This is a genomic window from Panacibacter ginsenosidivorans, from assembly GCF_007971225.1.
In the GTDB taxonomy this organism is placed as follows: Bacteria; Bacteroidota; Bacteroidia; order Chitinophagales; family Chitinophagaceae; genus Panacibacter; species Panacibacter ginsenosidivorans.
Map to the genome: position 1 here is coordinate 1,849,579 of NZ_CP042435.1, position 25,603 is coordinate 1,875,181.

21 protein-coding genes are annotated in these 25,603 nt (G+C 38.5%); 10 read left to right on the plus strand and 11 right to left on the minus strand.

The window, feature by feature from the left end; translation table 11 throughout:
- Positions 1-113: 113 nt before the first annotated feature.
- The gene (locus FRZ67_RS07670; RefSeq protein ID WP_147188985.1) at positions 114-3,029 is read right to left on the minus strand and encodes a reprolysin-like metallopeptidase; all 2,916 of its coding nucleotides are present in this window, start codon (positions 3,027-3,029) and stop codon (positions 114-116) included.
- 596 nt (positions 3,030-3,625) lie between these two features.
- Between FRZ67_RS07670 and FRZ67_RS07675 the strand changes: the two genes are divergently transcribed.
- Genes FRZ67_RS07675 through FRZ67_RS07685 form a run of 3 tightly spaced genes read left to right on the plus strand, consistent with a single transcriptional unit; the run spans position 3,626 to position 6,562 of the window.
- Positions 3,626-4,681 carry a sensor histidine kinase gene (locus tag FRZ67_RS07675; RefSeq protein ID WP_147188986.1) on the plus strand — a complete coding sequence of 352 codons (1,056 nt, stop codon included), beginning with the start codon at positions 3,626-3,628 and terminating at the stop codon, positions 4,679-4,681.
- Positions 4,678-5,775, plus strand: coding sequence for a sensor histidine kinase (locus FRZ67_RS07680; protein WP_147188987.1), 1,098 nt, complete (start codon positions 4,678-4,680; stop codon positions 5,773-5,775). Before FRZ67_RS07675 ends, FRZ67_RS07680 begins: the two co-directional genes overlap by 4 nt.
- Positions 5,776-5,785: 10 nt before the next feature.
- Positions 5,786-6,562 (plus strand): LytR/AlgR family response regulator transcription factor, encoded by a 777-nt coding sequence (locus FRZ67_RS07685; protein WP_147188988.1) that lies wholly within the window; start codon positions 5,786-5,788, stop codon positions 6,560-6,562.
- 784 nt (positions 6,563-7,346) lie between these two features.
- On the opposite strand, the gene FRZ67_RS07690 is transcribed toward FRZ67_RS07685, so the two are convergent.
- Positions 7,347-9,875, minus strand: a complete 2,529-nt coding sequence (locus FRZ67_RS07690) for an ATP-dependent Clp protease ATP-binding subunit (RefSeq protein WP_147188989.1) — start codon at positions 9,873-9,875, stop codon at positions 7,347-7,349.
- Between the two features lie 89 nt (positions 9,876-9,964).
- On the opposite strand from FRZ67_RS07690, the gene FRZ67_RS07695 reads away from it, so the two are divergent.
- The 7 genes from FRZ67_RS07695 to FRZ67_RS07725 all read left to right on the plus strand — a co-directional run bounded on the left by FRZ67_RS07695 (position 9,965) and on the right by FRZ67_RS07725 (position 17,142).
- Entirely contained in the window at positions 9,965-10,351 is a 387-nt protein-coding gene (locus tag FRZ67_RS07695) for an STAS domain-containing protein (RefSeq protein WP_147188990.1), read from the plus strand.
- A gap of 293 nt (positions 10,352-10,644) precedes the next feature.
- Entirely contained in the window at positions 10,645-11,748 is a 1,104-nt protein-coding gene (locus FRZ67_RS07700; RefSeq protein ID WP_147188991.1) for a nickel-binding protein, read from the plus strand.
- 225 nt (positions 11,749-11,973) lie between these two features.
- Positions 11,974-13,371, plus strand: coding sequence for an FAD-binding oxidoreductase (locus tag FRZ67_RS07705; RefSeq protein WP_147188992.1), 1,398 nt, complete (start codon positions 11,974-11,976; stop codon positions 13,369-13,371).
- A 75-nt stretch (positions 13,372-13,446) separates the two neighbouring features.
- Entirely contained in the window at positions 13,447-13,824 is a 378-nt protein-coding gene (locus tag FRZ67_RS07710; RefSeq protein WP_147188993.1) for a cupin domain-containing protein, read from the plus strand.
- A 299-nt stretch (positions 13,825-14,123) separates the two neighbouring features.
- Positions 14,124-16,550, plus strand: coding sequence for a phenylalanine--tRNA ligase subunit beta (pheT, locus tag FRZ67_RS07715; RefSeq protein WP_147188994.1), 2,427 nt, complete (start codon positions 14,124-14,126; stop codon positions 16,548-16,550).
- A gap of 5 nt (positions 16,551-16,555) precedes the next feature.
- Complete coding sequence (locus tag FRZ67_RS07720; RefSeq protein WP_147188995.1) at positions 16,556-16,843, plus strand: hypothetical protein; 288 nt, start codon at positions 16,556-16,558, stop codon at positions 16,841-16,843.
- Between the two features lie 2 nt (positions 16,844-16,845).
- Entirely contained in the window at positions 16,846-17,142 is a 297-nt protein-coding gene (locus FRZ67_RS07725; protein ID WP_147188996.1) for a cell division protein ZapA, read from the plus strand.
- A gap of 222 nt (positions 17,143-17,364) precedes the next feature.
- Here the strand turns inward: FRZ67_RS07725 and FRZ67_RS07730 are convergent, their stop codons facing one another.
- From FRZ67_RS07730 to rpsM, 9 genes are all read right to left on the minus strand, one after another.
- The gene (locus FRZ67_RS07730) at positions 17,365-18,063 is read right to left on the minus strand and encodes a thioredoxin domain-containing protein (protein ID WP_147188997.1); all 699 of its coding nucleotides are present in this window, start codon (positions 18,061-18,063) and stop codon (positions 17,365-17,367) included.
- A gap of 8 nt (positions 18,064-18,071) precedes the next feature.
- Positions 18,072-19,139, minus strand: coding sequence for a LysM peptidoglycan-binding domain-containing protein (locus FRZ67_RS07735; RefSeq protein ID WP_147188998.1), 1,068 nt, complete (start codon positions 19,137-19,139; stop codon positions 18,072-18,074).
- Positions 19,140-19,168: 29 nt separating this feature from the next.
- Positions 19,169-20,578, minus strand: coding sequence for a methyltransferase RsmF C-terminal domain-like protein (locus FRZ67_RS07740; protein ID WP_225975541.1), 1,410 nt, complete (start codon positions 20,576-20,578; stop codon positions 19,169-19,171).
- Positions 20,579-20,771: 193 nt separating this feature from the next.
- Complete coding sequence (carA, locus tag FRZ67_RS07745) at positions 20,772-21,872, minus strand: glutamine-hydrolyzing carbamoyl-phosphate synthase small subunit (protein WP_147188999.1); 1,101 nt, start codon at positions 21,870-21,872, stop codon at positions 20,772-20,774.
- A gap of 301 nt (positions 21,873-22,173) precedes the next feature.
- Positions 22,174-22,719, minus strand: coding sequence for a 50S ribosomal protein L17 (gene rplQ / locus FRZ67_RS07750; RefSeq protein ID WP_147189000.1), 546 nt, complete (start codon positions 22,717-22,719; stop codon positions 22,174-22,176).
- A gap of 84 nt (positions 22,720-22,803) precedes the next feature.
- A complete protein-coding gene (locus FRZ67_RS07755) occupies positions 22,804-23,805 on the minus strand; it encodes a DNA-directed RNA polymerase subunit alpha (RefSeq protein ID WP_147189001.1) in 1,002 nt (333 codons plus the stop codon).
- 145 nt (positions 23,806-23,950) lie between these two features.
- Positions 23,951-24,556 carry a 30S ribosomal protein S4 gene (rpsD, locus tag FRZ67_RS07760; RefSeq protein ID WP_147189002.1) on the minus strand — a complete coding sequence of 202 codons (606 nt, stop codon included), beginning with the start codon at positions 24,554-24,556 and terminating at the stop codon, positions 23,951-23,953.
- A 100-nt stretch (positions 24,557-24,656) separates the two neighbouring features.
- Positions 24,657-25,067, minus strand: a complete 411-nt coding sequence (gene rpsK, locus FRZ67_RS07765) for a 30S ribosomal protein S11 (RefSeq protein ID WP_147189003.1) — start codon at positions 25,065-25,067, stop codon at positions 24,657-24,659.
- A gap of 142 nt (positions 25,068-25,209) precedes the next feature.
- Positions 25,210-25,590 (minus strand): 30S ribosomal protein S13, encoded by a 381-nt coding sequence (gene rpsM / locus FRZ67_RS07770; protein WP_147189004.1) that lies wholly within the window; start codon positions 25,588-25,590, stop codon positions 25,210-25,212.
- Positions 25,591-25,603 lie beyond the last annotated feature (13 nt).

Consider the following 25,603-nt stretch of genomic DNA (forward strand, 5'->3'; position numbering starts at 1 on the left):
AAGTGATTGCGACGCAACAAACGATGCCCGGAGAACTGAAAGCCGGTATCGTAAAAATAAGAAAGGCCGCTTTTTACAGCGACCTTTCTTTTGGGGAGATTACAAGCAAAATATTATTGTTTCAGGAATTTAGACGTGTAAAATACTTCACCCGAAGCATCTTCTATTTTTATAAAATACATACCCTGTATTAATTTTTTCACATCGAGCTGTATATCTTTTTGTGTAAGAGTATTTCTCATGACCTGTTTTCCATTAACATCAAACACTTTTATAACTGCATTGACAGGCAGTTTTGTAATACTGATATTAAGTACAGATTGTGCCGGGTTAGGATACAACTTATTAAATGCATCACCCGCTAACGCAATCCCTGCTTTGGCGGCTGTACCTGTAGCCACTTTCAGTGTATAACAAACTGTGGTGCTTTTTGCTCTTTTATAGCCATAAGCTCTTGCATAATATGTGCCGGCAGATACAGTATAGTTTATGGTTTCAGATATTGTACCACTGTTTTGTGAAATAGCTACCTGTGTTTGTGCACTATTGTATAATCGCAGGTCAAAATCTGCAGGAAGCGTGGTTAATGACACCGTAATAGTGCCACCTGTTACAAAAGTGAATTTGTAGTAATCATTATCGGTGTTAGTACTGATGAGTCCTTTAACATCTGTGTTTAAAGGTATTAAAACGGCAGCACTGAATGATTCATTTGCTACTAAATCGTAAGTGCCCGGGCAGGAAGAAGCTGCTGCTGTAGTAAATTGTGCCGCCACATAATTACTGTTTGAAGAAGAGCAATTTGTTCTTACTCTCCAATCGTACAAACTGGAAGCTGTTAAACCTGTTAGATTAACAGATATTGCGGTTGTGGCTGTTGCTGCGTTTATCCATGTAGAGGAAGAATTCAATTTATAATCTACTGCATAGGACGAAGCGCCACTAACTGCTGTCCAGCTAACAGTTGCACCAGATGCTGTAATTGCGGAAGAAGCAAGGCCCGTTGGGTCTGCACAGGCAGGCGGTGTGCCGATAGTAAAGTTTGTATTTGAAATATCAAAGAAGATATTACCAACTGATTCAACTTTAATACGGCATGTTGTATTCTGAATGGATGGTAATGTTATTAGTTCTGAACCATCATTAGGAGTATTGGCAGCTAACACGGTAGAGAAAGTTTGACCACCATCTGTAGATAAAAGAATATTTACGTTGGCACAATTAACAGGTGTAACATTGGAAGATGCTACATTCCAGGTAACAGTTTGCTGCGAACCTGCTGCCCATGTTATTGCTGTATTAGGAGCAGTAACAGCAAATGGCCCTGATGTACTGTTGACGGTAACGATCATATTATCACTCTGGTTTCCGCCACCCCCGGTATGATTATCTTTTACCGTAAGGCGGAAATTTAATGTTCTCGCTACAGATGGCAACACTTCCCATTTATTGGCGTTAGTGCCATCTAGTATTGAACTTAGCTGTGGAAAAATTCTGCTTGTTCCTGTAACAGGTAAATAGGAACGGAATACCGGCCCTTTGGTTGTTGTAGATGTTGGGTATGTGTTGGAATTAGAACTTGTACCATATGCATCTAATTGCTCCCAGCAATAAGAAAGAACATCGGCAGCATCTGCATCGGAACCGGAACCCGTCAATATGAATGGCGTTGATTTTGGAATCGTAAAATCCGCACCGGCATTAGCAGTTGGAATATTATTACCGGTTAAAGTTGCCACAGCACAACCCGAACCTGTACCTGTTTGTGTGTAGTCTGTTATCTGTTGAATGCTGATCGCACTAAAATAATCATCACTATGTGGCTGAAGATCGGTTGCACCTGTGATGCCTGCATATCCCATGATAGTTGAACCACTGCCAGGCTCTACCTGTGCGATAGTTCCTTCGCTGCTGAAAGTAAACGTGTGATTGCCCCCAAACTGGTGCCCCAGTTCGTGTGTCCAGTAATCAATAACCAATGGATCTCCCTGCACATCTGTATGAGCCGTAAAGCCACTGCCTTTTGAACCGGATTTACAAACACAACCAATACAGCCGGCATTACCATTATTGCTTGCAGTTGAAGAAACCCAGGCAAGCAAATGACCCACGTCATAATTGGCACTACCGATAACGTTATCGCAGGTGGTTTGTGTGGCGCTGTTCCATACTGACGAACTTGACCATGGATCTGTAGATGCAGTGAGATAAATAATATTGGTTTCATTTGCTACCAGTACCATTCTTATTCCAAAATCTCTTTCATATACAGCATTTGCCCTTGTAAGGTCTGTATTTAAAACAGAAAGTACAATTGCTTTCTTTTCTGCATCTGTGCCTGTTGCACCATTTAATGCTGCAGTAGAAAATTCGCCGGTGGTGCATAACGCCAGGCGATATTGCCGTAGCTTTCCATCATTTGCATTCAGGTTACTAATACCACCATCTTTAATTTTTACAGAAGCCTGCAACTGGCTGTTCACCGCTTCATCCACAGAACAGTCAAAAGTTTGACGTTCTTTATTTAGATTTTCCCTGTCGAAAACAATGTAAGAGTTAGTGCTCTTATCAACAGGATTAATGTAAATCGTTTTTCTGTCAGGAGAAATGATCATAGCATGAAAGCCGAGGGGTGAAATATCAAAACGGATTGTTGATTGCGGATGCTCAATTCCCTGGCCTGCATATGATTTGATATTTGGATACTTTTCTGCCAAAGCAGGTTCCATTACGGGTGCTTCCACTACACGGTAGCTTTCCATTTCGCCTTTTGAATTGGGAACACGAAAAATTAATGAGGAGATACCAGCAACAATACTTTTTTCAGCAGGTGCATTTTTTAAAGCTGATTGCATGCCTGCTTCATTCAGTTGAAATGTAATAAAATTCTCCGGCTTGTAATTGTGCTTAAACACTTCGGTGCTTAAAGCAGCATTGTCTGTACGTTTCCATAAACCCGACTGTACATTTTGTGCATTAGAAACCAGAATGCCCAAAGAGCATCCCATCATGAGGAAAAATTTTTTCATAATCTGTTTTGGTTTTAGTAAATGATGTTATTGCCTTTTACTTGTTACCGGAAAGCAATGAAACCGGTCTCATTAGTGATCGTTGCAGACATGCTCATGTGTAATCGCAGGGTAAGTGATATAATTTCTCAACAGTATTGGATAAAATTGAAGCTATAAAATTTTTATTTACTTACTCTAATATTAAAAATATTTAATCCCGTTTGACTCTTGTCGGGACAAGATATGCATTACAATTAAAAGTTCAATGGTTGATGCAACACGCTTTTAAATTTTTATAAGCCCGTCAACAAAACTATTATCACCGCCTGTTGCGTCGCACACTTCAGGTTTCAGAAAAATGATGATCTTTTGGTAAGGCAATACATATATTGAACCCTATCATCGCTCAAAATAATTACGGCAGTACAAGAGTGCGACGCAACGAAAGTCTGATAGCATTATAAATGCCGGGTGCCCAATCCATACAATTCCTGTTACAACCTGTACAGTAATTAGTACAATTCATCTGATACTGTGTCAATTCATTTGCTGTATGGCCAAATAATTATAACGTCTTCTGTAAATTGCATAAAGGCATATGCCCGAATATATTTATGAAGTTGCCGCAATACACACAAAAAGACTGGCTTATCATTGCTATAGCAATGCCTTTGTTTGTTTTTTTGGTAAATACGATACTGCTGGGTAGTGGCTATTTTAGTTCTTTTGGTGTTTTTATGTTAGCAACATTATTTGCAGCCATTATTCTTACTGTTTCCTGGCAATTACTTACATGGATTGCCGTCACACTGCGCAACCGTTTTCCTGATGACAAAGACATTCTAAAAAGATTAAGCATTGCAATATTATTGTTCATTATTATAACGGCACTTACGCTTACGATTATTTTCTGGCTATTTAGCCGTATTACTTTAATAGAACCATTTACTGACGATGCAAGATTGAAATGGGTGTTAATGTCTGGTGTGATCGTAAATATTTTTATAACACTGCTGCATGAGGGTGTGGCCAATTTTGAAAAATGGAAGAAAACAATTACAGAAACAGAGTCATTGAAAACGGAATATATGCAAAGCAGGTTACTGGGATTGAAGAGCCAGCTTAATCCGCATTTTCTTTTTAATAGTCTCAATTCTTTATCCTGTCTTATACAGGAGCAACCGCAGCAGGCAGAAAAATTTTTAGATGAGATGAGTAAGGTATATCGTTACCTGTTAAAGAATAGTGACGAACAACTTGTAACCCTTGAAACAGAATTACAGTTTACCAGATCATATTTCTATTTGTTAAAAGCAAGACATGGAGAAGGGCTTGATATGGAAATAAACATCAACTCCTTTCATAATGAAAAACAATTGCCACCACTTACACTACAGATACTGCTCGAATCTGCATTTAATATGAATGCAATAAGCAAAGAGCAACCATTAAAGATTGAATTGTCAGTGACAGATAATGGCTGGCTGCAGATAAAAAATAATGTGCAGCGTAAGATTACAGACAGCCTTGCAGACAGAAGTGGTATTCAGAACCTGTCAAAAAAATTCAGGTTGTTGTGTAACAAGTATATCATAGTTAAAGATACCGGCGAATACCAATTGATAACAGTGCCATTAATACCGGCAAAAGAAGCAATAACAATAACATGAACCCGTGGCGGCCAACAAAGATCGAATGGATAACTTATTTTGCATTAATGCCTTTTATTGATGCAACGCTTAACTATTTGCTTTTTGGTGAGCGCATATGGCACGATGTATATATTTGGTTGTATTCTTTTCCGGTTATTTATGCACAGGGATTTATATCATGGTATTTTCATATTGTGGCCATGCACCTCTACCGTATCTGGTTCCCGCTGATGAAACAAGCGGTGTACCGGTTAGTGCTTTTATTTTTTACTCATGTTGCGCTTACTTCCTTAACGTTTGCAGCGCTTTTTTACGGCTACGATAGGTTTCATTTTCTTGGGTATGTTTTTGACGCACATAACCTGCAGATATCTATTCTTGCAGCAGTAGCATTAACGCTTATCGCTACTACAGCATGGGAAGCAGAGTACACTATTACCAAATGGAAAGAAAGCCTTGCTGAAAAAGAACAAATAGAACAGCTGTCATTACAATATGAATTTGAAACACTAAAAAGCCAGGTAAATCCGCATTTTCTCTTCAATTGTTTTAATACCCTCTCGTCATTAATTACAGAAGATCCTAAACAGGCCGAAGTTTTTTTAAATGACCTCAGTAAAGTATATCGCTACCTGCTGCGCAATAATGAGGACGGCTTATCAACGCTTCAGAACGAACTTAATTTTATCAACTCATACTTTGAATTGCTTAAAACAAGACATGGCGATTGCATACAATTGCAAATAGAAGTGGACAAAAAGTATTACAATTACCTCTTACCCTCATTAACACTTCAGTTGTTGGTAGAAAATGCGGTAAAACATAATATCGTTTCAAAACAGCAACCACTTTCTATAGATATTTTCAGTATGCCCGGCAATAAGCTGGCAATAAATAATAACCTGCAATGCAAACCTGCAAATGTCCACTCAAATAAAGTGGGTCTTTCCAATATTAAACTAAAATATGAATTACTGCAGCAAACAGGTTTTAAAGTATTAGAAGACCCAAAAAATTTTACCGTGATATTGCCGCTTATCTGGAACCATACAGCCGATAAACAAATGGCCTTTGCTCAACAAAATGCAATCAATTTATCTCCAAACCAATAAAACATGTAGTATGAAAATCCTGATAGTAGAAGATGAAGAACTGGCAGCAAAAAAAATAAAGAAAACACTGGCAGAAGTAGACCCTGTTGCAGAAGTAATTGCTGTTACAGAAAGCATACAGAGCACCGTTAACTGGCTTGAAGGTAACCCTGCTCCGGATCTTATATTGATGGACATTGAATTATCAGACGGGCAAAGCTTTGAAATATTCAGCAGAACAAAAGTAAAAAGCGCAGTAATATTCACTACTTCTTATGATGAGTTTGCGCTAAAAGCTTTTAAAGTAAACAGCATAGATTATTTACTAAAGCCTGTGCAGAAAGAAGAGTTAAGTGCAGCACTTGACAAATTCAAAAACATGACGGGCATCTATAAACCAACAGAAAAAACCGAACTGAATATGGATGCACTGGTAAAAGAATTGCAACAGAAATTACAACCAAAAGATTACAGAAAAAGATTTCTTGTAAAGCACGGGCAAAAACTTGTGTCTATCGAAACAGATGATATTGCATACTTCTTCAGCGATGGACGTTTAAACTTTTTCAAAACATTCGACAACCGCAAATTTGTTGTTGATTATACCATGGATGAACTCGAAGACATGCTTGATCCGCAGCGCTATTTCCGCATCAGCCGCTCCTTCTATATTTCCGTTGCCAGTATCGATCAGATACACGACTATTTTGGCAATCGCCTTTTGCTGCAGCTTAAACCAACCGTAGATAAAGAAACAATTGTAAGCCGCGAAAAAGTTACGGACTTTAAAAAGTGGATGGGGAAATAGAAAAATATTTTTGTTACACGCTTTAGTATTTCATGGCATCGGTTGTTGTGTCACTCACTTGTACGATTGGATGTTTGGGGAGCAGTGTTCTTGACATGCAAAAGGTTTTCAACAATAGATTAATAAAATCAGTGTTTAATCAACTAAAATTTTTGATAATTTTTTTCAACAAAATCCCAAAAAAATTCATTGTCGTAAAGCTTCAAAGGAAATGTTCGGGTGCTCTCATTTTTATTTATGCTAAATATCATCTCTTTAGTGTCAACTAAAATTGTGTCTCCCACTTTATTTACGTCGCTATCGTAAATCATTTGGTATAATTCTGCATTGTCTTCTTTGACTAAGCAGTAATAATTTTTTCTTTGCTTTCGTTCATCAACATAACTTTTGTTTGATGATAAAACCTTTACACCAACCACTCCAAAGCCATTAGAACTACTGCGGGTGCCTATATATTTTATTATGCCAGTTAATTTTAAGTCTAAATTTTTAAAATACTCTTCTTCAGAAGAGTTGTCATTCGAGGTTTTTATTAGAACAAAATGACAAGAACTATTAAAGCCAAAAACGGAAAAACTATTCGAAATGTAATTGTGCTATTTTTCTTTTCAATCATAAGCTTGTTGCAAAAGTAAATAGTGTAACCTTAACATCAATGCTGATTTATAATCTTGTGTACAAGTGTGCGACGCAACAAAAGCTTAATAGCATTTCAACTGCTCAGCTCATAAAAATAAAAAAGGTCACCATTTGCATGATGACCTTACTCATAAAAAATATTTATTTATACACTCGCTTCTTCTTCTTTCTTCTTAAAACTAAACTTCAGTTTGCTGTTTTCTTTATCAGCATCAGCAATAAGGATGTCGCCGTTCTTTATGTTCAGGTTAAGAATTTCTTCTGCCAAAGGATCTTCAAGATATTTCTGAATGGCACGATGCAATGGCCTTGCGCCAAACTGCGAATCGTAACCTTTCTCTGCAAGAAAATCTTTAGCATCCGGTGTAAGCTCAAGACTGAAACCAAGGTTGGCAAGGCGTTTCAACACACCACGCATCAGTATATCTATAATGTCGAAGATATGTGTCTTATCCAGTGAGTTGAATATCACCACATCATCCACACGGTTCAGGAACTCAGGCGAGAAAGTGCGCTTCAACGCTTTTTCAATTACTGCTTTGTTGTTCTCATCCTGGTTTTGTACACGTGCCGCTGTTGCAAAACCAACACCATCACCAAAATCCTTTAACTGTCGTACACCAATATTTGATGTCATGATGATCAGGGTATTTTTGAAATTAACCTTGCGGCCAAGACCATCCGTTAACTGACCATCATCAAGCACCTGCAACAAGATGTTGTAAATATCTGGATGCGCTTTTTCAATTTCATCCAACAGGATTACGCTGTAGGGTTTGCGGCGAACTTTTTCTGTTAATTGACCACCTTCTTCATAACCAACATATCCCGGAGGCGCACCAATTAATCGGCTCACAGTGAATTTTTCCATGTATTCACTCATGTCCATTCTTATCAATGCATCTTCACTGTCGAACATATATCTTGCCAATGCTCTTGCCAACTCTGTTTTACCAACACCAGTTGGGCCAAGAAAAATAAATGTACCAATTGGCTTCTTTGGATCTTTCAACCCAACGCGGTTACGCTGAATTGCCTTCACCACTTTACTGATTGCTTCATCCTGTCCAACAACCATTCCACGCATGTCATCACTCATCTTACGCAGCTTCTCTGTTTCTGCCTGCACCATACGTTTTACAGGAATACCGGTCATCATGCTTACTACTTCTGCAATAGCTTCTTCATCTATGGGATAGCGTTTGTGTTTGCTTTCTTCTTCCCAGTTGTTCTTTGCTTTTTCAAGCTCTTCGCCTAAACGTTTTTCTGTATCACGCAATGCTGCGGCTTCTTCAAAACGCTGGCTTTTTACTACTTTGTTTTTTTCCTGCTTAATATCCTCGATCTGTTTTTCAAGCTCAATGATATTCTGGGGAACGTTGATATTTTTCAAATGCACTCTTGCACCCACTTCATCTAAAACATCAATAGCTTTGTCTGGTAACAGGCGATCCGTCATGTAGCGATCACTCAGTTTTACGCAGGCATCAATTGCTTCATCGTTATAAATTACGTTGTGGTAATCTTCGTATTTAGATTTGATGTTGTTTAATATCTGTATGGTTTCATCCACTGTTGGTGGCTCTACCAATACTTTCTGGAAACGACGGTCCAATGCGCCATCTTTTTCAATATACATACGGTACTCATCCAATGTAGACGCACCAATGCATTGCAGTTCACCACGTGCCAATGCCGGTTTAAATATATTGCTTGCGTCAAGAGAACCACTGGCGCCACCTGCACCAACAATCGTATGAATTTCATCAATGAACAAGATCACATCACGATTTTTTTCCAGTTCATTCATGATGGCTTTCATACGCTCTTCAAACTGGCCGCGATACTTTGTACCTGCAACCAATGCGGCAAGATCAAGGCTAATCACTCTCTTATCAAATAATACACGGCTCACTTTGCGCTGAACGATACGCAATGCCAAACCTTCTACGATTGCTGTTTTACCAACTCCGGGTTCGCCAATAAGAATAGGATTATTTTTCTTTCTTCTTGAAAGTATCTGAGACACTCGTTCTATCTCTGCTTCTCTTCCTACAATCGGGTCAAGTGATCCTGATTCTGCAAGCCTTGTTATATCTCTTCCAAAATTATCAAGCACAGGTGTTTTGCTTTTTGCAGCACCAGCCTGCTTGCCTTTCGATTGCTGAGAATAACTTTTCTTTTCTTCATCAAAATCATCATTGTCATCTTCTGTATACTCGCTGCGAGTTTCATTGCTTCTTACCATACCTAATTCGTTTCTGAAAATATCATAGTCTACATCAAATTGTCCGAGTATTTGTGTAGCAATATTTTCTTTGTTCTTTAAAATAGAAAGCATCAGGTGTTCTGTTTCTACCAGCGGACTCTTCAAAGCTTTTGCTTCTAACACAGTAACCCTTATTACTTTCTCTGCCTGTTTCGTTAACGGAAGACTGTTAATGTTGGCAATATTTTTTCCTGTCTTGTCTTTTACAGCCAGTTCAACTTCTTTGCGCAATTCATAAAGATCCACGTTCAATTGCTTCAGAATTTTTATGGCCATATTCTCTCCTTCTCTAATGAGACCCAACAACAAATGTTCGGTCCCTATGAAATCATTTCCCAGCCGCAGTGCCTCCTCCCTGCTGAACGAAATGATCTCTTTTACCTGCGCTGAAAAGTTGTTATCCATTTAGTTGTGTTTGTACAATTATAACAAATAAATTTGAGCTATGTTATGGTGCAGTTATGCACAGCCTGTTAATGTATTAATAAAGGTATATGAATTTCAAAATTGATACCAAAGAGAAATTTACGGTTATTACACCCCTGCAGTTTCATTTGTCTGACAATTTAACAGCAGAACTCAATCAAACTGCAACTAATTGTCTGCAAACCGACATAAAGAACGTAGTGCTCAACATGAAGGAAGTGGTTTCATTGGATGAAGCCGCTGCTACAAATCTTATGACGCTGCAGCAATCGTTTTATGAAAGTAACACTTCTTTTGTTATTTGCGAAATGCAACCTGCTGTATCGGAAAAACTTGAGCAAATGGAACTACTTGAAATAATGAATATTACACCAACAGAAAGCGAAGCGTGGGATATTGTGCAAATGGAAGAAATCGAAAGAGAACTGATGGATGGTTTTGACGACCAGAAATAAAAGTCATAATAATGTAATCTTATATTACAAGCTTTGGCACTTCGTAGCATCGCCTGTTGTGTCACTCACTTTTGCGTTCGGAACTTTATTCATCAGTTGTAAAAAGTGAATCGTGAGGTCAAATGGTGTTTTTCATTGACGATTCACATTCAACAGTACAAGAGTCGACGCAACAGTCGCTCCATAAACCGTTACAGTTTGGTGCAAAATAAATTTTAGCTAAAAAACTCTTACTATTTCTATACCATCCGGAAATTACTAACTTTATAAGCCTGCGTTTAAATATCTGCACTATGCCTATCTACATGGACTTTCATAAAATCGCCAATGTAACCATTGATGATGTAAAAAAAGCTCATATGGCAGATGAAGCTATACAGGATAAATACGGTGTAAAATATCACCAGTTTTGGGTAAACCAGGAAAATGGTTCTGTGTTTTGCCTGGTAGAAGGCCCGGACAAAGAAACCTGTGAACGAGTACATCAAATGGCACATGGTAATCTTGCCTGTGCACTTACAGAAGTAGAAATAGGCTTCTATGAAAAGTTAATGGGGAAAGAACACACTGTTGATAACGGACATGTAAAAAATAATGACGGTTCTGAAGATCTTGGCTACAGGAATATTTTGATCGCTTCTGTATATGGCAAAACCAGGGCTTATGGTTTAACTGATCTTTCTCAATTACAGAGACCGGATTGGGCAAGAAAAATTATTATGCAAAATATTCCTGCATTTAACGGCAGAGAACTTGGGTGGGAAAAAGACGACAGTCTTATTGGTGTTTTTCATAATGCCACTCATGCTATACAATGCGCATTACAAATTCAGCAGGAGCTTATACATTTTGAACAAAAACAACCGGAAATTATTTTTAAGATCGGTATCAGTGCCTCGCAGCCTGTAACACAAAATGGTGATTTTTTTAAAGAAGCTATAAAGCTTGCACACCGTCTCAGCGTAACGGTACAGGATAATCAGATACTTATTTCTTCTCTTGTAAAAAAGCTTTGCAGGAATGAAGAACTTTTAACAAAAAAATCTTCACTGAAATTTCTAAATGAAAAAGAAGAAGAATTTGTTTCAACCCTTATAAGTATAGCCGAAGCAAAATTAGCCGACCAGCAATTCGATCTTAACAGACTCAGCAATGAGGTTTGTGTGAGCCGACCACAGTTGTACCGGAAAGTTATGTCTCTTACAGGCCGCTCCCCGATTGATTTTATACGTGACCTGCGAATGGATAAAGCGCTTACTTTATTAAAACAAAAAAGATCTAACATAGCTGAAATAGCCTATGAGAGCGGATTCAACAGCTCTTCCTATTTTACCAAATGTTTTGCCGAAAAATTTGGTTGTACGCCTTCTTTGTTTATCAAAACTGATATTGCCTGATATAATTACTGAACAAATATTGTTACTCTTTGAACAGCTATTGCTAACATACTGCTATCTGCAAATATAATTTTGTACCATACTTATATAAGCTAAAGAAAACGGCAAAAACAAATCCGGGCTTACTCTTCAGACAGTTTGAAACTTTCAGAACAATTTACCTACAACAACACAAAACAGTTTTAACTGCACTTTAATTACTCACTTAAACTAAATACTTCCCGTATGACAAACGAATTAATTAACGCTCTCAAAAACAGTTTACACGGTAAACTGGTGCTGCCCAATGATGCAGATTATGATACCCTACGCAAAGTGTATAATGGCATGATTGATAAACATCCGGCCATGATTGCGCAATGCACTGATGTAGAAGACGTAAAGACCTGTATAAATTTTGCAAAAGAAAACAATGTACTTCTCTCGATAAGAGGAGGCGGGCATAATGCAGGCGGGCTGGGCATTGCAGACGATGCGTTGGTGATTGATCTTTCCCATATGAAAGATATCAAAATTGATACAGCAACTAAAACAGTACGTGTACAAGGTGGTGTTTTATTAAAAGAATTAGATGCGGCCACACATGAGGTAGGCATGTCTGTTCCATCGGGCATATTTGGAACAACTGGTGTGTCAGGACTTACACTTGGTGGCGGACTAGGGCATATGACACGCCAATACGGACTTTCAATCGATAATCTTTTGGAAGCACAAGTAGTACTGGCAAATGGCAACCAGGTAACCGCATCGGCTAACGAAAACCCTGATCTTTTCTGGGCTTTGCGTGGTGGCGGTGGAAACTTTGGTGTGGTTGTTTCATTCACTTTCCAGTTACAACCAACAGCCACTATCTATGGCGGACCAATGCTTTGGAATATTGAAGATTCGAAAGAAATGATGACATGGTACAATAATCTTATTACAACTGCTCCTGATAATATCAATGGTTTTTTTGCATTTCTTACTGTCCCGCCATTCCCCCCATTCCCGGAACATTTACACATGAAAAAAATGTGCGGTGTTGTTTGGTGCTACACCGGCGATCTTGACAAAGCAGAAGAAGTATTTAAACCAATCCGTGCTTATAAAACACCGGCTTTGGATTTTGTTGGGCCGTTGCCTGTGCCTGCCTTACAAACCATGTTTGACGGACTTTATCCGCCGGGGTTGATGTGGTATTGGAAAGCGGATTTTGTAAAAGATCTTCATGAAGTGTCTATTGATATTCATGCAAAATTCGGAAACGAAATGCCAACGCCGCTTTCCAGCATGCATATGTATCCGGTAAATGGCGCAGCAAGCCGTGTTGGTAAAAGTGATACTGCATGGAATTACCGCGATGCCAATTATGCTGTTGTAATAGTTGGTATCGATTCAGACACTGCAAACAAAGACAAGATCATTAGCTGGGCAAGAGATTACTGGAACGCATTGCATCCTTTCTCCGCAGGCGGTGCCTATGTAAACTTTATGATGGACGAAGGCGAAGACAGGATAAAAGCTACTTACGGCGATAATTACAAAAGACTGGCTGCAATAAAAGCCAAGTATGATCCGGGCAATTTATTCAGGGTCAATCAAAACATTAAACCGCAAATGGTGGAGGCACCTGCTATGGCCTGATAACCTTTAACGAATTGACGAACAATAGTTGACTATAAAACATTCATTGTTCATTGGCAATAAAAAATAAATAGTATGAAAATCAAAAAAGAAGAAATACCGATGATAATGGAATCTCCAGGTACAATAATGAGAGCATTTTCCGGATATGGAGGAATGACTGTTGCCTTTAATGAACTTCCTGCAGGCACAGATATTTCTCCGTTATTGGAGGGGTTAAAAAATAATAGTTGCCAATGTCCCCATTGGGGTTATATAGTTGAAGGTGAGATATTGATAAAATACGATACAGGAGCAGAAGAAAGGCTAACGACAGGAGATACCTTCTATATGCCTCCGGGGCATACTGCCATTGTAAAAAAAGATCTTAAAATAATTGATTTTAGCCCGGAAAAAGAGCTCAAAGAAGTTATGGATCATATCGCCAAAAAAATGGCTCAGTTGGCTACATAAATAAATTAATAGCTATCAGGAAATAAACTCAATGGTGTTGCCGGCAAAATAAATAACCCGGCGTTCCTTGCGTCGCACTCTTTTACTTTTGAACTTTGGGCATCCAGTAAAAATGATTTTCATATTATTGCCCCATCTTGCCATAAAAGTTGAAGAGTGCGACGCAACAGGAGTTTAATTATTGAAATACAGCCGGGCTCAAAATAATTCCAACACTAAAATATACACAGGAAAGCTTTTATGCCGCCAAGCTTGCAGGCATGAATTATATTTGCAGCCATTATAAATAGCATAGCTACATGACGATCTCTTATAACTGGCTGAGTGAATACCTGCCCGAAAAGATTGAACCGGAAAGATTATCAAGGATACTTACATCCATTGGACTTGAGGTAGAAAGCCTTGAAACATACGAAAACATAAAAGGTGGTCTGAAAGGATTGGTGATTGGCCAGGTACTGGAGTGCGAAAAACATCCCGGTGCAGATAAACTTTCTGTAACCAAAGTAACTGTTGGTAACGGTGAACCATTGCAGATTGTTTGTGGTGCGCCCAATGTGGCCGCGGGACAGAAAGTAATTGTAGCAAAGGTTGGCACAACTATACACCCAATATCAGGTGAACCGCTTACTATGAAAGTAGCAAAGATCCGCGGCGTTGAAAGCCATGGTATGATCTGCGCTGAAGATGAGATTGGTATTGGTGAAAGTCATGCAGGTATTATGGTTTTGTCCGAAACTGTAAAAGTGGGCACCGCAGCCAGCGATTACTTCGGCATTTATACAGATCACATTTTCGAGATCGGCCTTACACCTAACAGGATGGATGCAATGAGCCATATGGGTGTTGCCAAAGATGTATGCGCTTATCTTTCTCACCACAACAGGAAGAAAACAAAACCGGTTACACCATTTGTAAATGCTTTTAAACCGGATAATAATGACCTGCCCATAAAAGTAACTATTGAAAACACAGAAGCGTGCCAACGCTATGCCGGTGTAAGCATAAAAAATGTGACTATAAAACCATCTCCTGAATGGTTGCAAAATAAACTGAAAGCGATCGGATTAAGACCCATCAGTAACATTGTCGATATTACCAATTATGTATTGCATGAAACTGGCCAGCCATTGCACGCTTTTGATGCAGACGCCATAACCGGTTCTAAGATCATTGTAAAGAACCTGCCGGCCGGCACCATTTTTAAAACATTGGATGATAAGGATCGCGTACTAACAGCAGATGATCTAATGATCTGTAATGAAGTGGAAGGCATGTGTATCGGCGGTGTTTTTGGTGGTATAAAAAGCGGCGTAAAAGAAGCTACGAAAAATATTTTTCTGGAGAGTGCCTGGTTCAATCCTGTAAACATCAGAAGAACATCTGTGCAACATGGATTGCGCACAGATGCTGCTACACGTTTTGAGAAGGGTGTTGATATTTCCAATACAGTAAATGTTTTGAAACGTGCTGCACTGCTTATCAAAGAAATTGCAGGTGGTGAAATTGCAAGTGATGTCGTTGATGTTTATCCTGATAAAAAAGATAAAGTACAGGTTGCCATTAAGTATCATTATTTGAAAAAACTGAGTGGTAAAAATTATCACCAGGATTCTATCAAAAATATCCTTGAAAGCCTCGGCTTTGAAATTGTAAAAGAAGGCATGGACGAGATTCGCGTAGCGGTACCTTTCAGCAAGCCTGATATAAGCTTACCCGCAGATATTGTGGAAGAAATTATCCGCATAGATGGCCTCGACAATATTGAAATACCAAAAGGTATTTACTTAACGCCTTCTAATGAAGGCACCGTTTATACAGAAAGACTAAAGGAGAAAATGGCTGATTATCTTGTTGGCTTAGGCTTCCATGAAATATTGACCAATTCAATTACGAACAGTAAATATTACAATGAAGAAGTTGCAGCAACTACCGTGAAAATGGTCAATAATTTAAGTGCTGATCTTGATGTGTTGCGTCCATCCATGCTGGAGACCGGGCTTGAATCAATTGCATATAATATCAACCGTAAAAATAACAACCTGCGTTTCTTTGAATTTGGAAAAATTTATTTCTCAGAAAATGTTGGCGTGTATAAAGAAGAAGAACATTTTTCAGTTTTCATTACCGGTAATAATGATAATGACAACTGGCGAAAAAACAGCATGGCACCGGATTTCTTTACAGCAAAGGGCATTGCCTTTGCTTTATGCAGATTATGTGGTCTTTCAGGAATGCAACTGGAAGAACCTACGAGCATTTATTATGGAAGGAAGCATAATTTAAAAATAAAAAATAACATCCTCGGCACGATTGCTGAAGTAAGTAATAATTACCTGCAGGGGTTTGATATAAAACAGCCGGTATATTTTATTGACTTTTATTATGCGCCACTCATAAACTTAATTGAAAAACAAAAGATCGTTTATAAAGAAGTATCAAAATTCCCGGCAGTACAAAGAGATATTGCACTGGTGGTTGAAAAAGCCATAACATTTGCAGAGATAGAAAAAGTGATAAAGAAACTGAACCTTTCAAAATTGCAGGAAATAAAATTATTCGATGTATTTGAAAGTGATAAATTGGGTGCAGATAAAAAATCATTAGCTATTAATTTTACTTTTCTTGACGAAGAAAAAACACTTATTGATAAAGAGACCGATAACATGATGCAAAAAATAATGCAGGCGTGCGAAAAAGAATTGAACGCCGTAATTAGAAAATAATTACCATGGAACAACTGGAATTACAAGTAAAAAATCTGTACACCAAACTTCAGCAATTGCTGAAGCAAAACCAGTTGTTGCAAAAACAGAATGCGGCTTTACAAAAAGAAATTCTTGCACTCAAAACATCTGTTGAGGAAAAAAAAGAAACAGTAACAAAGATGCAACAGCAAATGGATGTTTTTAAATTAAGTGCCAATGCGCTTGATGAAAAAGAAAAACAGGAATTGAGAAAAAGGATCGACATGTATCTTGCCGAAATAGAGAAATGCCTGACACTTATAAATGAATAAATATGGAAGCATTGATACCCGTAAATGTTATTATTGGCGACCGTACTTACCGTTTAAAGATAGAGCCGGAAGACGAAGAAACATTACGCAGGTCTGTAAAGCTCATTAACGAAAAGATCATTGAATTCCGTGGCACATTTGCAGGTAAAGACATGCAGGATTTTATATCAATGGTGCTTATTTGGTTTACTACAGAGCAATCAAAAAATGGTGGTCAGCATTTTCAATTAGAAGAAACGATCAGCAAGTTATCACAAATGGAAGAGTTGATTGATAAAGCACTCAGTGGAAGTAGTTAATGTGTAAAGTAAATAAAGTAGTATTAAGTATATAAAGGCTTGCAGGTGATGCAGGCTTTTTTTGTGACCGGCTGTAGCATTACAATTATGCTTTTGTTGTGTCACTCACTTGTACGTCCTGTTTTTTATTCAACATTATATAATATTGCTAAAGTAAATTCAAAAGTATAAGTGTGCGACGCAACAGGAGATGCAAAATGTAAAAAAGCTCGGCTCAAAAAATTAATTATTTAATTGCTCAAGCAATTCACTCTTTTCTATAACACCTTGTTTGCGCCAGACTTCTTTGCCATTTTTATAGATAATAAAAGTTGGCAACGCGGTTACATTTTGCTGTTGCATTACATTAGTATTTATTCCACCATCCACTCTTACAATCTTGAATTTATCTTTTGCTGTTGATTGCAATTCATTAATAACAGGTTCCATTTTTCTGCAGGGCGGGCACCACTCTGCACCAAAATCTATCAAGACAACATTTGATGAAGTAGTATAAGTTTTATAATCGGCATCAGTGATCTGGGGCGTATTTGAAGCGCCTTCCACGGGTTTATTCTCGATCTTCCATTGAGTAAAACCACCTTTAAGATTTTCAACTGTTGTGAATCCATTTTGTGCTAACCACTGTGCAGCTTTACCACTACGGCCTCCCGATGCGCAATACACCAATACGGGTTTTGATTTATCAAGGTATTGCACCCGGTCTTTGAATTGTTCAGGGTTCATCCAGTCTGCAAGCATAGCATTTTTTATATGACCGCCCTGATATTCGCCTGCAGTTCTTACATCGAGCACCTGCACATTTTCTTTTGCCAGATGTTGCTGAAATGTGGAAACATCCACATCTGTATTTGTTTGCTGTGCTGTAGATGAACAGGAGAACAGCACTACATTCATTAAAACTAAAAATAGATATTTCATAATTGGATTTATTGATAGTATTGAATAGTTAAAGGAAATTTATCGTCTTGCACATTTAATGCAGCAGCGGCAGCTTCGCTTATACGAAATTGAAGCCCTTTGTTTTCTTTCATGTCATCCAGTTTCCAAAGCACTTTTGCGTAAACAATATTTCCGTTTGGTGCGCTGATCTTTACGATAGAACCCGATGGCGCATCATTCATCAGTATATAATATTTTTTGTCACTCCAGCCACTGGCAGTTTTAAATATCATGGCAGTGCCACTTTTATTAGCAGTTGATCTGCCGGATGCCTGATCCCCAAAATTCTTTGCAAAGAAATTATCACTGCCATCAGCAGCAGCATTTATAGTTGGTCGTTGTTTTTGTTCTGTAATTATATATGCTGCTGGTTTCTTTTCTTCAACAGCTTTATTTTCTTTGGCACTTATATCTGCTGCAGATTTTTCTGTAGCCGTTTTATCGACATTGACCGGTTCGTTGACTATCAATGGCGGTGTTTGATCGGGAACAGCAGCAATAGCTTTTGACTCTTCCATTGTCTTTCTTTTGGCTATTGCATCAGGTATACCATCAACACTAACTGCAAGCACCTCTCCTGTTTCAAGATTATTATCTTTTTTGTAATTCCATTTTTGCAGTTGCTCAACTGTAATACCATACTTTTTACTGATACTGTACATTGTTTCTTTGGGCTCAACAATGTGCGTTAATTCTTTAGATAAGCTCTTTGATTTTGTGGTTGCTGCCGGTGTCTGTGTGAGGGGTGGTGAATCTTTAACTACTGGAGGTTTTGCTTTAGTTGGAACAGGCGGTACTTCTTTTGTCGTACCACCGCGTACAACAGTCTGACCACTTGCAGGTATTTTAATTTTTTGCCCGACAGCAAGTTTGGTATCTGCATGCATTCCATTCAATCGCATGATATCACCGACTGTAGTTTTATATTTTTCTGCAAGCATTGAAAGTGTTTCACCTTGTGCCAGTGTATGTAACGTATATTTTACATTTTGTGCAAAAAGAGAAACATTTAAAAACAATGCGCATGTAAAGAGTAATAAGAATATCTTTTTCATGTATGAACAGATTTTCAATGCAGGTAAAATTAGTCTTTTAAAATTCTCCAGTTCACGGGGTAATAATTATTGATGCGGTTGTGCAAAACTTTCATCCAGCCGAGGTTTATTCCACAGTAATTAACCAATGCCCAACCTTTAACAGAGTCCTCAATAATAAACTCTTTCCGCTTTAAATATTGCAAAGCTTGTTCTTTACTGACATATACAACCGGAACCCGGTCATTCATCAGCAAGCTTAATGCCAGTTCATGATCCGGAATCACATCTTTACCTTTTAGTGAACCAATTGTAATGCCGGCTTTACGTAAGTATAAACTCTTTTGCAGTAAAGCAAGATCATTTTTCCATTGTTGCGGAATAGCAATAATGTTGTCAGCCTGTTTGAAAAAGAAAAGTGATTGGTCATTTTTAATCCATTCTTTGATCAATGCATTTTCATTTTTTGAAATGGATGGTATAGATAGTGGTTTAAAATCATTCCCATAGCCATCATTTTTTTTAAATGCAGCAATAAAAAAACCTTCCCCTTTTACTTTATCCGGATAGAAGCGATAACCATAATTTTTTTTTGACGTAATTGTTTCAACAATGCTCCACTCATCTTCAATTTTTAACTTTACCCCGGAAACATTAAACTCTCCGCTCATCCAGTTAAGTATATCTTCATCTTCTTCTTTCGAATAGGAACAAGTTGAGTAAATTAATATCCCATCTTTTTTCAGGGCAGGATATATATCCGCCAGGATCCTTTGCTGGCGATGGCTACAGAGTGCCACATTCGCTTCACTCCATTCATTAATTGCGTCAGGATCTTTTCTGAATAAGCCACTGCCGCTGCATGGAGCATCAACAACTATTACATCAAAATAATTTTCAAGAGAAGAAAAATCTTTTGGGTCATTGTTCGTAACAATCACATTATCATTACCCCATTTTGTAATATTTTCAACAAGAATATTGGCTCTTGATTTAATTACTTCATTCGACACAAGTAATCCATCTTTGAAATAAGACGCCAGCAATGTACTCTTGCCACCGGGTGCTGCACAAAGATCGAGCACTTTCAAACCTGTTGTTTCAGCACCTACGGCCTGTTGCAATACATGCCACAAAAACATACTGCTTGCTTCCTGCACATAATACGCACCACCATGAAATAAAGGGTCAAATGTAAATGATGGACGCTCTGTTAAATATTTCCCATACCTGCACCATGGAACTGGTTCTTCATTAAACATTGACCATTCACCATTGACCTTTTTATCAGGGTTTAAACGCACGCTGGTAACCTGCATACCAGATGCATGCACTTTTTTAAAAGCTTCTTCATCAAAGCCTTTTACATTTTGCAAACTTTTTATAAGTGCTTGTGGCAACATTGTATGTGGCAAAAATACCGGAATAGCTTTTAAAGATTTGGTAATAAAAAAAGCCATCAAAAAGATGGCTTTAAATTTATTTATGAACTTAACTTTTATTACTACTATTTAACTTCTGTTGAGCAATTTGCGTGTCGAAGCAGCAAATTTGAACACTTGTACGTTTTTGTTCTTTGCTCAGCAAAGATAAAAGCGTTGAAGAGTGCGACGCAACAACACTTAATAGCATTACCGCAGCTTAGTACGAAAACTAGTTCGCTTTAATCATGTTGATGAAATCATCAAACAAATAACGGCTGTCATGCGGACCCGGTGTGCTTTCCGGGTGATACTGTACACTAAACGCTGGCTTATCTTTCAAACGAATACCTTCAATACTGTTATCATTAAGATTAACGTGTGTGATCTCAACATTTGGATGATTTCTCACTGCTTCGGGCAACACACCAAAGCCATGATTCTGCGTAGTGATCTCACACTGACCGGTGATAATATTTTTCACCGGGTGGTTCAATCCACGGTGACCATGATGCATTTTGAAAGTTGGAATATCATTTGCTAAAGCCAGCAACTGGTGACCAAGACAAATTCCAAACAACGGTTTATTTTCTTTCAGAATTTCTTTCAATGTTTCCACTGCATAAGGCATGGCAGCGGGATCTCCGGGGCCGTTGGAGATAAAATAACCATCGGGGTTAAATTCTTTCAACCTGCTGGTGGACGTTTTTGCAGGATGTACCCTTACATATGCACCACGTGCTGCCAGACAGGTAATGATGTTTCTTTTTACACCAAAATCAAGCACCGCAATTTTTATAGACGCATCAGTATCTCCCACTTCGTACTCTTCTTTTGTGCTTACAAGGCTGGCAAGCTCAAGGCCGTCCATATCCGGCACCTTGGCAAGTTCAGCTTTTAACTGTTCTATATCTGATATCTCAGAAGATATAATACAGTTCATAGCACCTTTGGTGCGTATGTGTGATACCAAGGCTCTTGTATCTATTGCTTCAATAGAAACAATATCATTTGCCTTAAGATAAGCATCAAGACTGTCTGTCGCCTGGTAGCGGGAGAATTTATCTTCAAGGTTTCTGCCAATAAGGCCACGAATCTTTACACCATTACTTTCTGTATCGGCGTCTTTTACACCGTAGTTACCTACGTGCACATTGTTCATGATCAGTATCTGGCCTGAGTAACTGGGGTCTGTAAAAACTTCCTGGTAGCCTGTCATGCCGGTATTAAAACATATTTCCCCGGTAGTGGTGCCAATCTTTCCAAATGCTTTACCATGAAATACATTTCCATCAGCTAACAATAAAACGGCAGGTTGTTGTGAATTCGGCATTATTTATTTTCTTGTTTCAGTTTGCAAAAAAAGAATATGATTTCTAAATATGGATAAAAAGTTTGTCACACTATTTTTCCTTTTGTGTTACAAGCCATTGTGCAGGTAGCGTCCACCTGTTGTGTCACTCACTTGTACGTCCTGTTCATTAATGAACAAGGTGTTGAAGAGTGCGACGCAACGAAAGCTTAATATCTATTTTACATTATGGCTCATAAAAAATATCTTCCAAAAATAACGTGCAACAAAAAAGGCAAAACCGGTAAACGATCTTGCCTTTTGTATTTTTAAAACTGCTTCATTATTCAGCGGCTTTTTCTTCTGTTTTAGGTTCTTCAACAATTGCAGGTGATGCTTCTTCAACCGGTGCAGCAGCTTCAGCTTTTGGAGCATCTGCTTTTTTTGCACCACCACGGCTACGACGTGTTTTCTTGGTAGCTTCAGTAGCTTTTTCAACACCTTTACCGTAAACATCATTAAAGTCAACCAGTTCGATCATTGCCAATTCAGCATTATCACCGGGACGAATACCAAGCTTTAAAATTCTTGAATATCCACCGGGGCGGCTTGCAATTTTTGGCGCTACTACAGTAAACAATTCTTTTACTGCTATTTTATCGCCAAGGTAGCTAAACACAACCCTGTGCTGGTGCATGATTTGCTCTGGACTTCCTGTTTTCTTTGTTTTAGTGATCAGCGGTTCTACATAAGTGCGTAAAGCTTTTGCTTTTGCCAATGTAGTTACAATACGCTTGTGCACTATTAACTGGCTGGCTAAGTTTGCCAGTAATGCTTCCCTGTGTGCTTTCTTACGACCCAGGTTGTTGATTTTGTCTCCGTGACGCATGACGTTTAAATTTTGTAGCCTTGTACCGTGTCAGGAATTACAAGACTGTTATGAATATGCGAGCTAAAAGCTCAACATGCTTAATTATCTATCCAGATCATCAAGACCTAACTTTCCGAGATCCATACCGAAGTGTAAGCCTCTTTCACTAAGTACCTGTTCGATTTCGCTTAAAGATTTCTGACCAAAGTTGCGGAACTTCATCAGGTCTTCCTGTTCGTACTGTACCAGTTCGCTTAAAGAATTGATCTTAGCTGCTTTCAAACAGTTGAAGGCACGTACAGAAAGATCTAAGTCTTCAAGTGGTGTCTTCAATACTTTACGTAATTGAAGGACCTGCTCGTCAACTACATCTTCTTTCTTGTCTTCTTTATTGTCGAATGTGATGTTCTCATCAGTGATGATCATCAAATGCTGGATCAATATTCTTGAAGCCTGCTTTACAGCATCTTCAGGATGAATAGTACCATCTGTAGCAACATCAAGCACTAATTTTTCGTAGTCAGTTCTTTGTTCCACACGATAGTTTTCAACTGCATACTTCACATTTTTAATAGGAGTATGAATTGAATCAATAGGAATATATCCAAAAGGAGCATCTTTAACTTTGTTCTCTTCGGATGGAATATAACCACGGCCACGGCCGATAGTTAATTCAATATCCAATCTTGCAGAAGTATCCATGGTACAGATCACCAGCTCAGGGTTCATCACCTCGAAACTCTGTGTTCCTTCCCCAATCATAGCTGCAGTAAATTCTGTTTTACCTTTTACACTCAGTAAAACTTTTTCGTTAACCACATCATGGTCAACTTTTTTACGAAAACGAACCTGTTTTAAGTTCAGGATCATTTCTGTTACATCTTCTGTAACACCTTTGATGGTTGCAAACTCATGGTCCACACCTTCAATTTTCATTCCGGTGAGGGCATATCCTTCCAAACTATTCAGTAACACCCTGCGCAATGCGTTACCAATAGTTAAGCCATAACCTGGCTCCAAAGGACGAAACTCAAACTGGCCTTCAAAATCGGTTGCTTTCTGTAAAACGATCTTGTCTGGCTTCTGAAAGTTTAATATGGCCATATTAAAACTTGGGTTTTTATTTTGCTTGTTAATTCAACTTTTTACGGTCGAAGATTTTTTTCTGTTGTGTACCCAACTTCGGTACTTCTTATGTTACTTCCGTTGCGTCGCACTCCTGTACTTTCAACTCACTATTCAGCACTCACTATTTAGAGTACAACTCTACGATCAGTTGTTCCTTGATGTTTTCAGGAACACTTTCCCTTTCAGGGTAAGTAATGAAAGTACCTTGTTTCTCAGTATCATTCCAATCCAGCCAGCTGAACTTTGGATTCTTTCCGCGGATCACGCTGGTAAGAGAACTGTTAGCACCACTCTTTTCTTTAAGGCCGATGATGTCACCGGCTTTCAATTGGTAAGAAGGGATATTAACAACATCTCCATTTACTGTAACGTGTTTGTGACTAACTAACTGGCGTGCCGCAGGACGTGAAGGAGCTATACCTAAGCGAAAAACTGTATTATCCAAACGAGCTTCAAGTAATTTGATGAGATTTTCACCTGTAACACCTTTAATTCGTGCAGCTTCTTCAAATGTATTGCGGAACTGGCGCTCTAATACACCATAAGTGTATTTTGCTTTTTGCTTTTCTTTTAACTGCAATGCATATTCTCCCAAGGTCTTGCGCTTCTTTGCTGCGCCGTGCTGACCCGGAGGGTTGCTATTCTTGTCTAACCACTTGCCATTACCAAGAATTGGTTCGCCGAATTTGCGGCTGATCTTGGTTTTCGGACCGTTGTAACGTGCCATAATCTTTTAATGTTTGATTTTTTGTTGACGATGTACAATCAGTAAAAATCTTAAAATGAATTGTACACCCGTTTATGAAAAATGAGATATTAATCTCAAATTATACTCTACGTTTCTTTGGAGGGCGACAACCATTATGTGGTAAAGGTGTAACGTCTTTGATCATTGATACTTCAATGCCATTTTGTGCTAATCCACGGATAGCACTTTCACGACCGGCACCAGGACCTTTTACAAATACATCTACTCTTCTCAAACCTGCTTCTGAAGCTACTTTTGCAGCATCAGCAGCAGCCATTTGTGCAGCGTATGGAGTATTTTTCTTGGAACCCCTGAAACCCATTTTACCTGCAGACGACCAGCTTATAACTTGGCCATGCTTGTTGGTAAGCGCAATAATAATATTGTTGAAAGTTGCATTGATGTGCGCATCGCCATGTGCATCAACTTTTACGATCCTTTTTTTGGCAGCGGCTTTAGCGCTGTTCTGTGCTTTAACTGGTTTTGCCATGATTCTTTTTTGAGGTAATCTTCTTGTTATAAAATCAAGCCCCTCCTTTTCTGCGCTTATTGCGGAGAACTATCCAGCGGCTTTATATGAAAACGCAAAAAAACAATCCCGATACAGATCGGGACTGCTTATTTGCAATTTTTTATTTCTTAGGTGCCTTCTTTTTACCGGCAACAGTTTTACGTTTACCTTTTCTTGTACGGCTGTTGGTACGAGTACGCTGGCCACGAACTGGCAATCCTTTACGATGACGAAGACCACGGTAGCAGGCAATATCAAGCAAACGCTTAATGCTCATTTGCACTTCACTGCGTAACTGACCTTCTACCTTGAATTCGTTTGTAATGAGATTACGGATAGCTGCAAGCTCATCATCGTTCCACTCATTCACTTTCTTATCATAGCTGATACCAGCAGTATCAAGTATATAACGAGCTGTAGAGCGACCTATTCCGAAAATATAGGTTAAACCAATTTCGCCTCTTTTATTCTTTGGTAAGTCTATACCGGCAATACGGGCCATAGTGTATTAATTT

Excerpts from the sequence above, each read along its gene's own strand:
- FRZ67_RS07670 (WP_147188985.1), bottom strand. The coding sequence starts at position 3,029 with ATGAAAAAATTTTTCCTCATGATGGGATGCTCTTTGGGCATTCTGGTT.
- FRZ67_RS07675 (WP_147188986.1), top strand. The coding sequence starts at position 3,626 with ATGAAGTTGCCGCAATACACACAAAAAGACTGGCTTATCATTGCTATA.
- FRZ67_RS07680 (WP_147188987.1), top strand. The coding sequence starts at position 4,678 with ATGAACCCGTGGCGGCCAACAAAGATCGAATGGATAACTTATTTTGCA.
- FRZ67_RS07685 (WP_147188988.1), top strand. The coding sequence starts at position 5,786 with ATGAAAATCCTGATAGTAGAAGATGAAGAACTGGCAGCAAAAAAAATA.
- FRZ67_RS07690 (WP_147188989.1), bottom strand. The coding sequence starts at position 9,875 with ATGGATAACAACTTTTCAGCGCAGGTAAAAGAGATCATTTCGTTCAGC.
- FRZ67_RS07695 (WP_147188990.1), top strand. The coding sequence starts at position 9,965 with ATGAATTTCAAAATTGATACCAAAGAGAAATTTACGGTTATTACACCC.
- FRZ67_RS07700 (WP_147188991.1), top strand. The coding sequence starts at position 10,645 with ATGCCTATCTACATGGACTTTCATAAAATCGCCAATGTAACCATTGAT.
- FRZ67_RS07705 (WP_147188992.1), top strand. The coding sequence starts at position 11,974 with ATGACAAACGAATTAATTAACGCTCTCAAAAACAGTTTACACGGTAAA.
- FRZ67_RS07710 (WP_147188993.1), top strand. The coding sequence starts at position 13,447 with ATGAAAATCAAAAAAGAAGAAATACCGATGATAATGGAATCTCCAGGT.
- pheT (WP_147188994.1), top strand. The coding sequence starts at position 14,124 with ATGACGATCTCTTATAACTGGCTGAGTGAATACCTGCCCGAAAAGATT.
- FRZ67_RS07720 (WP_147188995.1), top strand. The coding sequence starts at position 16,556 with ATGGAACAACTGGAATTACAAGTAAAAAATCTGTACACCAAACTTCAG.
- FRZ67_RS07725 (WP_147188996.1), top strand. The coding sequence starts at position 16,846 with ATGGAAGCATTGATACCCGTAAATGTTATTATTGGCGACCGTACTTAC.
- FRZ67_RS07730 (WP_147188997.1), bottom strand. The coding sequence starts at position 18,063 with ATGAAATATCTATTTTTAGTTTTAATGAATGTAGTGCTGTTCTCCTGT.
- FRZ67_RS07735 (WP_147188998.1), bottom strand. The coding sequence starts at position 19,139 with ATGAAAAAGATATTCTTATTACTCTTTACATGCGCATTGTTTTTAAAT.
- FRZ67_RS07740 (WP_225975541.1), bottom strand. The coding sequence starts at position 20,578 with ATGGCTTTTTTTATTACCAAATCTTTAAAAGCTATTCCGGTATTTTTG.
- carA (WP_147188999.1), bottom strand. The coding sequence starts at position 21,872 with ATGCCGAATTCACAACAACCTGCCGTTTTATTGTTAGCTGATGGAAAT.
- rplQ (WP_147189000.1), bottom strand. The coding sequence starts at position 22,719 with ATGCGTCACGGAGACAAAATCAACAACCTGGGTCGTAAGAAAGCACAC.
- FRZ67_RS07755 (WP_147189001.1), bottom strand. The coding sequence starts at position 23,805 with ATGGCCATATTAAACTTTCAGAAGCCAGACAAGATCGTTTTACAGAAA.
- rpsD (WP_147189002.1), bottom strand. The coding sequence starts at position 24,556 with ATGGCACGTTACAACGGTCCGAAAACCAAGATCAGCCGCAAATTCGGC.
- rpsK (WP_147189003.1), bottom strand. The coding sequence starts at position 25,067 with ATGGCAAAACCAGTTAAAGCACAGAACAGCGCTAAAGCCGCTGCCAAA.
- rpsM (WP_147189004.1), bottom strand. The coding sequence starts at position 25,590 with ATGGCCCGTATTGCCGGTATAGACTTACCAAAGAATAAAAGAGGCGAA.